Below are 14,127 nucleotides of genomic sequence, written 5' to 3'. Positions count from 1 at the left end.
TCCCATACATCATGATCGGCGTTCCGCACTGCGCAATTCCGGGAAATCAGGATTTCCCGGCTTCTCTACTTATCCGACCTTCCATTTACGCAGAAACAACAGGTCAGCCGATCTTGTTTTTTTGCATTTGAGGCGTAACCCCGAAATATGCGCGGTACACCCGCGCGAAATGGCCAGGGTTTTCGAAACCGCAGGCTAACGCTACTTCGGTGACCGAGGATTCTGTCTGCAACAGCAGCTTGCGCGCTCGGTCCAGGCGCATATCCATAAAGTACTTCTTAGGAGACGCATTCAGATACTTGCCAAACAAGCGTTCCAGTTGTCGCGTTGATATCCCAACATCCAGTGCGATTGTTGACGGCGAAATCGGTGTTTCAATGGATTTTTCCATGATCTGGATTGCCTTGGCCAAATGAGCGTTGCGCATTCCGTTTCGTGACTGGATCGAGACGCGCTGTTCCGCGGTGGCATTGCGAACCGCGTTATAGACCATCTGGTCGGACACCGCGACGGCAAGATCATGGCCGTGGTGCTGTTCAATGAGATGAAGCATCAGGTCCGCCGTGGCCGTACCGCCGGATGCAGTTATGAATTTGCCTTCAACGGTAAAAACGCTGCGCACCAGATTGACCTCGGGAAAGGCCTCCATGAAGCTGTCGTGATACTCCCAATGAATTGCCGCGTCAGAGCCGTCCAGAAACCCCGCTTCCGCCAGCAGCCAGGCCCCAGAACACAGCGCCCCGATCTGAGTTCCCGCAGCACGTTCACGCCGGAGCGCGGCGAGCAGTGACCGGGAGGCGTAGGCTTGCATGTTAATGCCTGACAGAACGAACAGACGGTCACATTTGGGGATGCTTGATGTGCCGCCGTCCACCATTGTCTTGATACCATTTGAACAGGTGACGGTTACCCCATCTTCCGACAGAATTGTCCATTTATACAGCTCGTCACCCTGCACGAGGTTTGCAATACGAAGCGGTTCAATCGCGCAGGAAAACGCCAGGTGTGAGAACTCTTCGACAAGCAGAAAGACAAAGTGCTGTGGGTTGGACATGGTGGCCTTCGATTCAAATGCAAAACTGCGCGGGACGAACCGCGCAGTCTCAGTAGCAGGGATATGCCCTAGAGGTTATTGCGCAGCGGTGCGAGCAGCCTCCAGCCAGCTGTCATAGGCTGTCTGATTTGCCGCGATCCACTCGTCGACGTGGCGGTCGATGTCATCCGAGCTGTCTTCGCCGTCCGCGATCTTCTTGTTCTGCGCCGAAATATCATTGATGTCAATTTTGGCTACTTCGAACAGCTTTGCAGCAGCAGGATTCGCTGAGAGAAAGTCATCGGTCGCAACAATGCGAATGCTGTCGACGGCAAAGCCCAGGTCCTTGCCATCGAAAGTCGTCTCGGCGGTCGCTCCGTCCGGCAAGGACGAGTACGGAACAGCAAGAAACTCGACGTTTTCACCCGGGATCAGGACACCCGAAACCCAATACGGAGTCCATGTGTAATACAGCACGTTTTCACCGCCTTCATTGCGTGCAATCGTGTCGGCAATAATCGCATTATACTCACCCTGGTTGTGGTTCACCGTGTCGCGCAAACCAAACTCGTCGAGTTGATGCTCGATCACACGTTCGCAGCCCCAACCGGGAACGCAGCCTGCCAGGTCGGCCTTGCCGTCACCGTCGGCATCAAACAGCGCAGCCTTTTCGGGATCGGCCAGATCACCCAGATTTTGCACACCGGCATCATAGGCGGCTTTGTTAACCAAATAGCCCTGCAACGCACCATCGATCAGGGTGCCCACTTTTTCCAGAACCTCATCGCCGCCGGATTCCTGAAAGAACGTGTCATGCAGGCCGTTCCAGTGAACAGCTGTGAAATCCGCGTCGCCAGTTCCCAACGCCAAGTGCAGCGTCTGCGCCTGAACCTCTTCGGGTTCGGCCACTTCGTATCCAAGATCTGTTAGCGCCTTGAACAGGATACGATGCTGGAACAGTTCTTCGGTGATCGGCTGGATGATCGGGCGGACGGTTATACCTTCGCCCGGCAGATGTCCGTCCGCAATGGCGGCAGTGCTAAGGATGGTCGTGGCAGCAAATGCGGCCATAGTGGATTTGACGAACATTTAGGTTCCTCCCAATTGATCAGTTCGTTTTCTGTGGTTCAGGGATTTCTTCGGATTGAGGTTTTTTGATCAGGCGCAACACCACTCCGACAGGGCCGCCCTCATACCAGTGGCGATGGCCGCGCTCGCGGCCCGACTGGCCCATACCTTGCGTGATCCTGTCCAATACGATTGCCAGAATTACGATACCCAGGCCGCCGACCAGAGCCTTACCGGCATCCAGCCTGCCCATGGCGCGCAGCACTTCGTTGCCCAGCCCTTTGACCGAAATCATCGAAGCAATCACAACCATCGAAAGTGACAACATGATGGTTTGATTGACACCTGCCAAAATCGTCGGTGTGGCCAAGGGCAATTCAACCTTGAACAAAACCTGCCGTGGGTTGGCGCCAAAAGCCCGAGCGGCTTCGACCACGGAAGGGTTCACACCACGAATACCCAGCGAGGTCAGGCGGATCAGGGGCGGCAGCGCAAAGATGATTGTCACCACCACACCTGAAACGTTGCCAATGCCAATCAGCATGACCACCGGCACCAGATACACAAAGGCCGGGATTGTCTGCATCGTATCCAGAATGGGGCGAATGGCCGCTTCGAAGCGATCGTTCTTGCCTGCCAGAATGCCTAAGGGCAGGCCTATGAAGAAACACAGGATCACAGCCGATACGACGATTGCCAGCGTGGTCATAGCCAGGCTCCACGCATTGGGCGATAGAAAGCCCAGCACGGTCATCGAAATGGCAACGAGAATGGCCGTGCGGCGCCCGGCTGCCTGCCACGCAATCAGCGTGATAATGATCAGCATGATCAGCGGCGGGACCGCGTTCAAAGCGGTGTCGATGCTGACGATCATCTCGTTGAAGACGTTCTTGATCGGTTGAATGATACCCCTGTTGGCGATGGCCCAACCTTTGACGCCATCCGCGCTTTCGGCGATGCCAAGATCCACCGAAGAGAAGGGATCAAGGATATTGAATTCTGTCTCTGCCATGGCGCCCTCTCAGTGTTTCATTGCCGCGGGATCATCGACTTCGCCCTGAATGCCGCGCAGCAGGGCATTCTTGGTGACGATCCCAACCGGTTTGCCATCGGCCTTGACCACAACCGGGTGCTGGGTCGAGATGGACAGGTTTACAAGATCATCGAGTGAGTGGTCCGGATGGGCTTCGGGCCAGGCTTCGGGATCTACCGGACCCCGGCGCTGCTCGAACGCTTCCACAGGCTCCATGATCTTGCCGGCCGAAATCAGTTCCAGTTTGGAAATACCGGCCACAAAGTCGGCCACATAGTCGTCGACAGGATTGGTGACGATATCCTCGGGCGTTCCAACTTGTACCAGCGCACCGTCTTTCATGATGGCGATGCGATCCCCGATACGAATCGCTTCGTCCAGATCGTGTGTGATGAACAGGGTGGTTTTCTTCATTTCCGCCGACAGGGACATGAACTTGTCCTGCAACTGACGACGGATCAGCGGGTCGAGGGCCGAGAAGGGTTCGTCCATCAACAGGATCGAGGGATCGGCCGCAATTGCCCTTGCGAGACCCACGCGCTGCTGCATCCCGCCAGAGAGTTCATCGGGGTACTTCTGGTCCCAGCCGTTCAGGTCCACGGCGTCGATCGCGCGCATCGCGTTGTCGCGCCGTTCTTTCGGATCGTGACCCCGCACTTCCTGACTGAAAGATACATTGTCCAGCACGGTGCGATGCGGCATCAACGCCATGTTCTGGAACACCATGCCAATTTTCTCGGCCCGCACCTCGCGCAGATCCCGCGCGGACAGCTTATTGACGTCCTGCCCTTCAATGAACAATTGGCCGAACGTAGGTTCGATCAGCCGGTTCACGTGACGAATCAGGGTCGATTTTCCTGATCCCGACAGCCCCATGATGCAAAAGATCTCGCCGCGCCCAACCGTAAAGGTCGCGTCCTGCACGCCAACGACACAGTCGAAGCGGTCACGAACTTCCAGCTTTCCAAGCCCTTGTTCCTGAACGGCTTTCATCGCCTCGTCTGCGCGGCGACCAAAGATCTTCCACAAGTTGCGGCAATCGATCACGGCCTCTTCTGATTGCGTCGTCACCAGAGTCTCCCCTCCAAAACATTTCTTGCATACTGCATATTTTTTCTATGTACACAAATTGTATTTTGATCTAACACAATTTGCGCAATGTGGTTGCCCCGCACGAGCAACAGCGCCATCTTGACCTGGCCAGTTCAGAAACAACGATGGAGATCGGAATGAAGGACGCGTCCAAGAACAAAAAGGCAGAGCTTTTTGGCTACTTGAAAACAGCCATCATGACGCTTGCACTGCGTCCTGGTGCCGATCTGGATGAGGCATATCTGTCGGATGCGTTTGGGCTGTCGCGTACGCCGTTGCGCGAGGTTTTGCGTCAACTGGCGGGTCAGGGCTATGTAGACCTGCGGGAAAATCGCGGCGCTCGGGTCAGTGAAATGTCCCACGTAACACTGCGCGATTTCTTTCTGGCGGCGCCCATGATGTACGGGGCCGTTCTGAAGTTGGCAGCCAAGAACGCCACGCGCGCGCAAGTTGATGCGCTGAAAGACGCACAAGAGGCATTCAAGGCAGCGCTGCGCAGTGGTTCGAGCGCCGACCGGGCCATGGCCAACAACCGCTTTCACGAGATTACGGGTGAAATGGCGGACAACATTTATCTGCTGCCCTCGTTCAACCGGTTGCTGATCGATCATGCCCGGATCGGGATGACCTTCTACCGCCCTCAGGATCACCAGATGGCGGAAAACCTCTCGGAGGCCAGCGCACAACATGACGCCATCATCGCCGCAATCGAGGCCGGCGACGAGGCGGCTGCAGCCCAGCTGGCCATTGATCACTGGAACCTATCGCGCGATCAGATCGAGTTGTTTGTTATGCCCGCCGGGCTTGACTTGCCACTGGGGACGATGGCGCGCAAAACCCCTGCATGAGGACCTGAATGACTCCCCTGTTCAAATTTGAAGGGATCTACACCCCGGTGGTGACCCCATATAGCGACGATGGCAGCGTCAATTGGGACGCCCTGTCGGATGTGATCGAATACCTGATCGAGAATGGCGTGCATGGCCTGATCTCGGGGGGGTCGACGGGCGAGAACTATGCCCAGACCGTAGAGGAACGACTGGAGTTGGCACGGTTCACGCATGCGCAACTGAAGGGGCGTTTGCCGCTGGTTGTGGGAACCGGGGCAATGCTGACGCCGGACTCAATCGCGCTGGCCTCCGGCGCGCGCGAGATCGGAGCGGAGGCGATCCTGCTGGCCAGCCCGCCCTATTCGGTGCCAACCGACCGGGAAAACGCGTTGAATGCGCTGGCCATCGACAAGGCCGCTGACCTGCCGGTGATGCTGTATAACTATCCCCACCGCACCGGCACGATGATGGGAGAGGAGTTCCTCGACCGTGTGGGCCGCAGCCGGAATTTCTGTGGCATCAAGGAAAGCTCGGGCGATATCAACCGGGTGCATTTGCTGGCACGTGACTATCCGCATATCCAGCTGGGTTGCGGCATGGACGATCAGGCGCTGGAGTTCTTCGCCTGGGGCGCGCCGTTCTGGGTCTGCGGCGGGTCGAACTTCCTGCCCGCCGAGCATGTGGCGCTATACAACGCCTGCGTCATTGAGGGCGATTTCGCCAAAGGTCGTCGGATCATGAGCGCGATGTTGCCCCTAATGCGGGTGCTCGAGCAGGGCGGCAAGTTTATCCAGACCATCAAGCATGGCGTGACCATGAACGGGATTGATGCGGGCGTGATGCGGCCTCCGCTGAAGGGTCTCAACAAGGACGACAAACGCGCGCTGGAACAGGTGACGCGCGTGTTGAAGAAAACAATCGCTGACATCGTGGCGGAGGGCTAAGGCATGGAACTGCTGACACAGGAAGAATACAAATCCATCGCCGCGGGCCTGACCCTGCCGACCGGAGCCTTCATTGACGGCGCTTTCCGCCCAGCGATCTCGGGCGAGACGTTTGAGACGGTGAACCCCGCCACAGGCGACAAGCTGGCAGATATTGCCGCTTGCGGCGCGGCGGATGTGGATTTTGCTGTCGAAAAGGCGCGTGAGGCGTTTGACGATGGCCGCTGGTCGAAACTGCACCCGTCCGAGCGCAAGGATGTGCTGATCCGGCTGTGCAAACTGATGACCCGCAACGCGCGCGAACTGGCGGTGATGGAAAGCATCGACAGTGGCAAAACCATATATGACTGCGAAACCGTGGATGTACCCGAGACCATCCACTGCCTGAAATGGCACGCCGAGGCGATCGACAAGATTTATGATCAGGTCGCGCCCGCCAGCGACGATCACATTGCAATGGTGGTGCGTGAACCGATTGGCGTAGTGGGTCTGGTGCTGCCGTGGAACTTCCCGCTGCTGATGCTGGCCTGGAAGATAGGTCCGGCTCTAGCGGCAGGCTGTTCGGTTGTGGTGAAACCAGCGGCTGAAACTACGCTGACCACGCTGCGCCTGGCCGAACTGGCGATGGAGGCCGGTCTGCCGCGTGGTGTGCTGAACATCGTCCCGGGCGGCGGCGCAAATGTGGGCGAACCCATCGGGCGGCACATGGATATCGACATGGTCTCCTTCACCGGCTCGACTGTCACCGGCAAGCGGTTCCTGACCTATTCCGCCGAAAGCAACGCCAAGGAAGTGGTGCTTGAGATGGGCGGCAAGAACCCGGCCGTCGTGATGGAAGATGCCGAGAACCTCGACCGCGTCGCCGCACATGTGGTGAATGGCGCGTTCTGGAACATGGGCGAAAACTGCTCAGCCTCATCCCGCCTGATCGTACACAAGGATGTAAAGGCGGAACTGCTGGAGCGCATCGCGCATCACGCCAAACAATGGAACATCGGCAATCCGCTGGACCCGGAAACCCGCATGGGCGCATTGGTGAGCGAAGGGCACTATAACAAGGTTTGTGGCTATCTGGATCAGGCCGAGAATGTGGTGATCGGCGGCAAAGCGGATAAGGGTTTTGTTGAGGCCACCGTGGTCGAGGTGCCCGGAAACGATGCCACGCTGGCGCGCGAGGAGATCTTTGGCCCGGTTCTATCGGTGATCGAAGTGTCGGGCTTTGACGAGGCCATCAAAATCGCCAATGACACCGATTATGGCCTCTGCGCTTCGATCTTCACCGCAAACGCCAAACGCGCCATTCGCGGCGCGCGGGCGATCCGGGCTGGCACCGTGACAGTCAACAGCTTTGGCGAGGGCGACATCTCCACACCCTTTGGCGGCTATAAACAGTCGGGCTTTGGTGGGCGTGACAACTCGGTCCACGCCCACGATCAGTACACCCAGTTGAAAACCATCTGGATCGATCTCGCCGATGACGCAGACGAGGCCGTCGATTGACACGGTATGACGCCAAAACCCTGCCGGTCCATCGTGGACCGGCCGCCTGGAGCGCCATTCTTGGCGCCCAGTCCCCAGCGGTTGCGTTAGAGAATGACACTACAGCCGACTTTGTCATCGTCGGCGCGGGCTTTGCCGGCCTGTCGGCAGCGCGGCGGCTTAACCAGTTGCAGCCCGATGCAAAAATTGTGGTGCTCGAGGCCGGACGCGTGGCCGAGGGTGCCGCGGGCCGCAACTCTGGCTTCATGATCGACTTACCCCATGATCTGGCTTCGGATGACTATGCGGGATCCGGCGATGACCGAGTGATGATCGCTCTGAACCGCAAGGCGATCGATTTTGCGCGCTCGGCTGTCGAAGACTATGACATAGACCGCAACTTCTTTGACCCGGCTGGAAAGGTCAACGGTGCCGCCAGCCCTACGGCTGAGACCCATAACCAAAGCTATGCGAAACATCTTGCGTCTCTGGGTGAAGACAGCCAAGCGCTCGATCCACAACAGATGTATGAGCTGACAGGATCGCGCCACTATATCTCGGGTCTTTATACGCCCGGCACTGTCATGTTGCAGCCTGCCGGATACATCCAAGGGCTAACCGCAGGACTGCGGGCGCAAGGCGTTCCGGTTTACGAAAACAGTCCTGTGACCAGTTTTGAACGGGATGCCTCGGGCTGGACAGTACGTACCCAGAGAGCTTCGATCAGCACCGGCGCGGTGATCCTAACGGTCAACGGCCATCTCGAAAGCTTCGGAATCGAACGCAACCGCCTTATGCAGCTGTTTCTGTTCGCTGCAATGACGCCGGACCTGGACGCTGACGCGCTGGCCAAACTGGGTGGGCAGTCGCGATGGGGTGTGACCCCTTCCGATCCGATGGGCACAACGATGCGGCGCATTGATACTGGGCAAGGCGGTAATCGCATCATTACCCGCGCCTGTGCGGCACTACGGCCCGGCATGGCGGCGTCGGCGCACGATCTGACGCGGGCATCACGGGTGATGCAACGCAAGTTTGAGCAACGTTTCCCGCAATTAGCCGGGATGGAAATGGAATATCATTGGGCCGGCCACCTGTGCCTGAGCCTCAACAACGTCTCCGTTGCGCGCGAGATTGAACCAGGCGTCTATTCCGGCTGCGTGCAAAACGGGCTTGGCACTGCGCGCGGCACCCTTACCGGTATTGCGGCAGCGGAACGTGCCTGTGGTCACAGTTCGGACATCACCCGCCATTTTGAGGCCGAGGACCACCCCAAACGCCTGCCACCCCAGCCCTTCCGTGAGATTGGCGCAAACGCTGTACTGCGATGGAAGGAATGGAAAGCAAGGGACGAGTAAGCAAAGCTTGCAACATAAAAAACAAACGCCGCCCAAAATGGACGGCGTTTTCACTTTGATAAGATGGGGTCAGGGCAAGCTCAGCTTGGCCATCCGCCCCCCATCGACTGTGTAGACCTGACCAGTGATAAACCCGGCATCATCCGAGGCCAGAAAGGCAACCAATGCAGCCACTTCCTCGGGTCGGCCGGTTCTTGCGACCGGATGAATCTTAGCGATATCCCGACGGAACGCATTAGGATCGTTCATGCTTTCGATGAAGTCGAGGTTCAGATCCGTATCGATCCAGCCGGGCGCAACCGCATTGCAGCGTACCCCTTCATGGCCGTGATCCACGGCCACCGCGCGTGTCAGACCGTGCAAGCCCGCTTTGGAAGCACAATAGGCCGCATGACCCGGATTGCTGCCCAGCCCCTCGATCGAGCCGGTGTTGACGATGCAGCCACCAGTCTGCCGCAAATATGGAAGAGCGGCCTGAATCGACAGGAACGGTGCGGTCAGGTTAACCGCCAAATTGCGCTGCCAATCTTCAAGGCTCATATCCTCGACGCTGGCTTCCTGCATCATCCCCGCGTTATTGACCAACACATCCAACTGGCCAGACTTTTCGACGACCGATGCAACCACCTGCGCAGGGCTGGTCGGATCGGTGAAATCTGCCGCAATCCCCTGAAACTCGGGGTCTTCCCCGCGTTGGGCGGTAAAGACCTGTGCGCCCTCGTCCCGCAACCGGCGGGCAATGGCCTGCCCGATGCCGCTGCGCCCACCCGTGACCAGCGCGACCTTGCCGTCGAAACGCTTCATGACACGGGCTTCCCGCCGTTGACCTCGATCAGTGTTCCGCAGACATAGCGCGACGCGTCCGAGACCAAAAACATGATCACATCGACAATATCTTCAGGCTCGGCAATGCGGCCGAGCGGAACGGTCTGACCCAACTCTTTGACAGCGGTGTCCGGATCGAACCCACGTTTGGCAAAGCCCGAACGCAGCATCGGCGTGTTCACTTCATTCGGGCAAACAGCGTTGATGCGAATGCCCTGATGGGCGTGGTCCATTCCCATGCACTGCGTCAAAGACGCAATCGCCGCCTTGGTCATGCAATAAACCGCATGGTCGGGGCCGGGACGCAAACCCCAGCACGAGGCTGTGTTGACGATGGCCCCACCGCCATTGTCGGCCATGAGAGGGATCGCGGAACGGCAGATGCGGAACGGCGCATCGACATTCACACCCAGCGATAGGGACCAGTCGTCATCAGATGTCTCGGTCACTGGGCCACGGGTGATAACACCGGCATTGTTGATGACGATATCCAATCCGCCCAGCTGATCCGCCGCTGCTGTAGGTAATGCATCAGCATAGCTGCCGTCGAGCAGATCGCCCGGCAGATGCGCCTCTGCCTCGATACCGCTGACATTGCGGTCAGCAACCGCAACGCGAACGCCCGCTTCGCGCAGACGTGCCACAAGGGTTGCACCGATACCGCCCGCTGCGCCGGTGACCAGCGCTGTTTTTCCATTCAGGTCCATGGTTTCTCTTTCCGCTTCAGAATGATGCGACCGGAGCGCCAAAACGGCTTTCGTCCGGAATGATGCCCAGCCCGGGGCCAGTGGGCAGGTCGATATGGCCGCCCTTGATCTGAATGCCGTTCTCGGGGTCGTAGTTCCCCTCGATATATGGCGCCGCCAACCAGACGCCTTCCAGCAGATCGGGCCGGACGGTTGCGCCGATATGGGTGCAGGCGGCGGCTATAATGTCGCCACCCCAGCTGTCATCGCAGGTATGCGGCAGGTTACGGGCCTCGCAAATATCGCGGAAGGCGCGCATCGGATGCAAACCTCCGATCCGGGTGATCTTCATGCCAAAGCCGTCCACCAGCCCGGTGCCCGCCGCCGAGATTACGGTGTTCAGGCTGGTGCTGTTCTCATCCATGTAGATGCCATGGCTGACCTGTGGCCGGATCTTCTGCAAATCCTCGATGGTGTTACAAGGCTGTTCCATGATGAAAGGAATGTTAGGGCACTCGCGGCTGACACGCAGGGCGTCACGAGTGGTCCACCCCCGGTTGCCATCCACGGCCAGATGCATGCCCGAGCCTTTGACGACTTCCCAGACTTTGCGAATGGTTTCGATGTCAATCTCAACCGGACGGCCACCAACCTTGATTTGCAAACGGGGATAACCCTCGGCCAGCTTCTCGCGGGCCAGACGGGCGATATCGTCGGGTGCGCCGACGCCGGTCGCATAATAGGAGGGCACCTTGTTTGTGGCGGCCCCACCCAGCAGATCACAAACCGATACGCCCAGATGTTTACCCAACAGGTCATGTACTGCGATATCGATGGCCGCCTTGGCATAGGTGTGACCGTTTAGCAGCCCGTCCATCTGGCGGTGCAGGGTTAGCGGCAACACTTCGGCCCCGATCAGGCCTGGAGCCATCTGAGCCAGCGCTGCTCGGGCACCGGCAGCATGCGCCTCGGCATAAGTAGGACCAACCGGACAGGTTTCTCCCCATCCCACCAAACCGTTATCTGCAACCAGCTTGACCAGCGTGCTATCCAGCGCCCAGACCTGCGCTTTGGCCATGGTATAGGGCCCGTTTTTGACAGGCAGGTCATGCTGATAGAAATGAATTTCAGTTATTTTCATCGGTAGTCCCATCAAGTTTTCGAGGGTGAACGCTGAGCAAGGTCATTCGATCCCCGCCGTCAAAAGAATGCTGCGACCGCTGCGCAGGGCAGATCGAGTCGCTTTTTTCTGACCGAACAAGCGCGCTGCTTCAGTCAGGCCTTCGTGCAACAGCATCATCGCATCTGCCAATGCGGCTGCTTCGCAATCGGGGGCTACATGACGTAAACGCGCGATGAAGTGATTTCTCAGATTCAGTTTGTGTTGTAGAACGGCTTCCCGGATTGCGGTGCTTTCGGGATAGGCCGACAGTGCATTCATGAAGAGACACCCTGAGTTTGCCACTCGATCCAACCAGTCCCCAAGGCGGAGCAACGGGTAAAGCACATGGTCTGCGCCCTGTTCCGGACCTCCTTCAATCCACTCGGAATAGGTTCGATCACGATATTCGAGGGCGCCGACCACCATCGCTTCGCGGCTTGGGAAATACTTGTACAGAGTGCGCAATGAAACGTCGGCCCCTGCCCGCAAGGCTTCAACTCCCTGCGTAGCAAACCCCATCTCGGCAAACTGTCTGTCCAGGCTTGCGGCTATGCGCTTTTGAATCGGTATCATGGCGACAAAGTAGAGCGATCACTCTACCACTTTCATACACGAGTCCGACCTCCGACTTGTCAATTGGCGACAAAAAAGGCCCGCCTGAACGGCGGGCCAGTCGGGGAGGGAAAAAGTGATCAGTAGGATTGGTTCAGTTCGTCCGCGGCCGGGATCTCACGCTCACGTCGGGCAATGTAATCCAGCAGCGCTTCGTTCTTGGCTTCATCCATTTTGGGCTCTTGATATTCGGCCAGCAGTTTGCGCGCGTGCTTCAGGGCACGCTCGGTGATTTCGACTTCACCTTCCGCCGTCCATTGTTCGATCGAGTTATTGTCGAACAGTTCAGGCATGAAGAATGCGGTCTGGAAATTGTCCTGTGTGTGCGGATGGCCCAGATAGTGGCCGCCGGGGCCCACATCGGGAACCGCTGCCAGAGCCTGATCAAAATCGTGCCATTTCGGACCTTCTGCCATCCGATAGGCCATCGCGCATTGTTCCGCATCTACCATAAACTTGGCGACCGAGCAGTGCATTCCAGCCTCATTCCAGCCTGCCGAATGCCAGATATAGTTGGCGCCAGCGTGAATCACGGCGCTGAGCGTCGTGGCGGATTCATATCCCGCTTGCGCGTCAAAGGTTTTGGCCCCGCCCAGCGTGTTCGACGTGCGCCATGGCACATCGTAAAATCGCGCCATCTGACCAATCATGAAGTTCATCAGGCTGATCTCAGGTGTGCCCGCCATGGGTGCGCCGGATTTCATCGACACGGTCGACAGGTAATGCCCCCAGATTGCAGGGCACCCCTTGCGGATCACCTGCGTATAGGCCAGCGCCGACAACGCCTCGGCAGTCAGCTGCGCAACGGTGGCGGGCACCGATGCCGGTGTATTCGCACCACCCAGAACGAAGGGCGAGCACAGAACCGGCTGATTGCGTCGGCAGAACGCGCGCATTGCCCCAAGCATGGTTTCGTCCCAGACCAGCGGGCTGTTGCCATTGCAGTTGCCGGTGGTAACTGGATGGTCGTCGATGAAACCTTCGCCGAACAGGATATCGCACATATCCATCACGTCCTCGGCGTTCTTGGGCGAAGTGGTCATACCCATGAAGGTCTTGTCCGAGAATTTCATCGACGAATAGGTGATGCGCAGATGCCGCTGGCTGATCGCGTGATCATAGGGCTCGACGATATGGTGGGCCGAACTGTGCAGCGCAGGCATCATGTGCGACAGCTTGTGGAACATCGCCAGATCATCCAGCGTCGGGTTCCGGCGCACGTCATCCAGATCGCGCAGGAAGGGGGCCCCAGTCATCGGCACGAAAATCGAATGCTTGCCACCCAGTGCAAGATTCTTTTGCGGATCGCGCGCATGGTATGTGAACTGCGCCGGAATGGTCGAGATCAGCTCGCGCACCATGTTGCGATCCAGATAAACCAGTTCGCCATCAACCCTGGCACCAGCTTTTTTCCAGTCTTCCAATGCGATGGGGTCGCGGAACTGGACACCGACATTTTCCAGAATATCCATCGCCGCGTTGTCGATACGCTCGACCTGGCTTCCGTCCATGACTTCACAGACGGGAATACCGCGGGTCAGACCCGGCAGCATGGCAAAGTTCGGGGCGGTACGTTTGGCGCGGCGGGCGGAGCGTCCACCGGACCGCGCGGCAGTGCGAGTAGTCAAAGGGCAATCCTCCAGTTTTTTAACAAACTGAGGGATTCGCAGTGCAAGCACCTCTCTGATTGCGATATGTGCTTGCAAGAAGCGACACTGTCCATTGGGGTTCTGTGGTCCTGTTGCAAACTTTTGACCATAGATGCCCGCGTCGCCAACACCGCGGGCCTTAGGGCCATCAGAAAACGCGGAAGAGCTTTGTGTGTCCAATACCAATAGCGACGGTGAGACGGAAGTAGTGGATTTCCGCACTGTGCATTGGGTATTCGCCCGCCAGCCTCGGAAACCATCATCACGATGGAACAAAAGCCAATCGTGCACTAACAATCAATTTGGATCAGTCAGATCGGGCTACTCAAAATTGCGCACCGGCACTTTGTGTTGGT

13 protein-coding genes are annotated in these 14,127 nt (G+C 57.9%); 4 read left to right on the top strand and 9 right to left on the bottom strand.

Going from position 1 to position 14,127, the window contains the following annotated elements:
- Positions 1–103: 103 nt before the first annotated feature.
- The 4 genes from ACR0NW_RS10835 to ACR0NW_RS10820 form a co-directional block, all read right to left on the bottom strand.
- Positions 104–1,054: a GlxA family transcriptional regulator gene (locus tag ACR0NW_RS10835; RefSeq protein ID WP_480791759.1), complete on the bottom strand. Its 951-nt coding sequence runs from the start codon at positions 1,052–1,054 to the stop codon at positions 104–106.
- A gap of 75 nt (positions 1,055–1,129) precedes the next feature.
- Positions 1,130–2,122 (bottom strand): glycine betaine/L-proline ABC transporter substrate-binding protein ProX, encoded by a 993-nt coding sequence (proX, locus tag ACR0NW_RS10830; protein ID WP_480791758.1) that lies wholly within the window; start codon positions 2,120–2,122, stop codon positions 1,130–1,132.
- A gap of 19 nt (positions 2,123–2,141) precedes the next feature.
- The gene (locus ACR0NW_RS10825; RefSeq protein WP_480791757.1) at positions 2,142–3,113 is read right to left on the bottom strand and encodes an ABC transporter permease; all 972 of its coding nucleotides are present in this window, start codon (positions 3,111–3,113) and stop codon (positions 2,142–2,144) included.
- A gap of 9 nt (positions 3,114–3,122) precedes the next feature.
- Complete coding sequence (locus ACR0NW_RS10820) at positions 3,123–4,205, bottom strand: quaternary amine ABC transporter ATP-binding protein (RefSeq protein ID WP_480791756.1); 1,083 nt, start codon at positions 4,203–4,205, stop codon at positions 3,123–3,125.
- A 158-nt stretch (positions 4,206–4,363) separates the two neighbouring features.
- Between ACR0NW_RS10820 and ACR0NW_RS10815 the strand changes: the two genes are divergently transcribed.
- The 4 genes from ACR0NW_RS10815 to ACR0NW_RS10800 are packed head-to-tail and all read left to right on the top strand — an operon-like array spanning position 4,364 to position 8,837.
- Complete coding sequence (locus ACR0NW_RS10815) at positions 4,364–5,074, top strand: GntR family transcriptional regulator (RefSeq protein ID WP_480791755.1); 711 nt, start codon at positions 4,364–4,366, stop codon at positions 5,072–5,074.
- An 8-nt stretch (positions 5,075–5,082) separates the two neighbouring features.
- Positions 5,083–6,000, top strand: a complete 918-nt coding sequence (locus ACR0NW_RS10810) for a dihydrodipicolinate synthase family protein (RefSeq protein WP_480791754.1) — start codon at positions 5,083–5,085, stop codon at positions 5,998–6,000.
- Positions 6,001–6,003: 3 nt separating this feature from the next.
- Complete coding sequence (locus ACR0NW_RS10805) at positions 6,004–7,500, top strand: aldehyde dehydrogenase (protein WP_480791753.1); 1,497 nt, start codon at positions 6,004–6,006, stop codon at positions 7,498–7,500.
- Entirely contained in the window at positions 7,497–8,837 is a 1,341-nt protein-coding gene (locus ACR0NW_RS10800) for an NAD(P)/FAD-dependent oxidoreductase (RefSeq protein ID WP_480791752.1), read from the top strand. Before ACR0NW_RS10805 ends, ACR0NW_RS10800 begins: the two co-directional genes overlap by 4 nt.
- 69 nt (positions 8,838–8,906) lie before the next feature.
- Here ACR0NW_RS10800 and ACR0NW_RS10795 read toward each other — a convergent pair whose 3' ends face one another.
- The 5 genes from ACR0NW_RS10795 to ACR0NW_RS10775 all read right to left on the bottom strand — a co-directional run bounded on the left by ACR0NW_RS10795 (position 8,907) and on the right by ACR0NW_RS10775 (position 13,750).
- Entirely contained in the window at positions 8,907–9,641 is a 735-nt protein-coding gene (locus ACR0NW_RS10795) for an SDR family NAD(P)-dependent oxidoreductase (RefSeq protein ID WP_480791751.1), read from the bottom strand.
- Positions 9,638–10,369 (bottom strand): SDR family NAD(P)-dependent oxidoreductase, encoded by a 732-nt coding sequence (locus tag ACR0NW_RS10790; RefSeq protein ID WP_480791750.1) that lies wholly within the window; start codon positions 10,367–10,369, stop codon positions 9,638–9,640. Before ACR0NW_RS10790 ends, ACR0NW_RS10795 begins: the two co-directional genes overlap by 4 nt.
- A gap of 16 nt (positions 10,370–10,385) precedes the next feature.
- The gene (locus ACR0NW_RS10785) at positions 10,386–11,489 is read right to left on the bottom strand and encodes a mandelate racemase/muconate lactonizing enzyme family protein (protein WP_480791749.1); all 1,104 of its coding nucleotides are present in this window, start codon (positions 11,487–11,489) and stop codon (positions 10,386–10,388) included.
- Positions 11,490–11,531: 42 nt separating this feature from the next.
- Positions 11,532–12,083, bottom strand: coding sequence for a TetR/AcrR family transcriptional regulator (locus ACR0NW_RS10780; protein ID WP_480791748.1), 552 nt, complete (start codon positions 12,081–12,083; stop codon positions 11,532–11,534).
- A gap of 119 nt (positions 12,084–12,202) precedes the next feature.
- Positions 12,203–13,750: a trimethylamine methyltransferase family protein gene (locus tag ACR0NW_RS10775; protein ID WP_480791747.1), complete on the bottom strand. Its 1,548-nt coding sequence runs from the start codon at positions 13,748–13,750 to the stop codon at positions 12,203–12,205.
- Between the last annotated feature and the right edge of the window lie 377 nt (positions 13,751–14,127).

The organism is Ruegeria sp. CF5, assembly GCF_056537325.1.
The sequence above is the reverse complement of the archived record's forward strand: the minus strand, read 5'-3'. Positions and strand labels throughout refer to the sequence as shown.

What these genes read in the sequence shown, in the direction of transcription:
- ACR0NW_RS10780 (WP_480791748.1), bottom strand. Translation starts at nt 12,083, where the DNA reads ATGATACCGATTCAAAAGCGCATAGCCGCAAGCCTGGACAGACAGTTT.
- proX (WP_480791758.1), bottom strand. Translation starts at nt 2,122, where the DNA reads ATGTTCGTCAAATCCACTATGGCCGCATTTGCTGCCACGACCATCCTT.
- ACR0NW_RS10795 (WP_480791751.1), bottom strand. Translation starts at nt 9,641, where the DNA reads ATGAAGCGTTTCGACGGCAAGGTCGCGCTGGTCACGGGTGGGCGCAGC.
- ACR0NW_RS10815 (WP_480791755.1), top strand. Translation starts at nt 4,364, where the DNA reads ATGAAGGACGCGTCCAAGAACAAAAAGGCAGAGCTTTTTGGCTACTTG.
- ACR0NW_RS10810 (WP_480791754.1), top strand. Translation starts at nt 5,083, where the DNA reads ATGACTCCCCTGTTCAAATTTGAAGGGATCTACACCCCGGTGGTGACC.
- ACR0NW_RS10835 (WP_480791759.1), bottom strand. Translation starts at nt 1,054, where the DNA reads ATGTCCAACCCACAGCACTTTGTCTTTCTGCTTGTCGAAGAGTTCTCA.
- ACR0NW_RS10790 (WP_480791750.1), bottom strand. Translation starts at nt 10,369, where the DNA reads ATGGACCTGAATGGAAAAACAGCGCTGGTCACCGGCGCAGCGGGCGGT.
- ACR0NW_RS10785 (WP_480791749.1), bottom strand. Translation starts at nt 11,489, where the DNA reads ATGAAAATAACTGAAATTCATTTCTATCAGCATGACCTGCCTGTCAAA.
- ACR0NW_RS10805 (WP_480791753.1), top strand. Translation starts at nt 6,004, where the DNA reads ATGGAACTGCTGACACAGGAAGAATACAAATCCATCGCCGCGGGCCTG.
- ACR0NW_RS10825 (WP_480791757.1), bottom strand. Translation starts at nt 3,113, where the DNA reads ATGGCAGAGACAGAATTCAATATCCTTGATCCCTTCTCTTCGGTGGAT.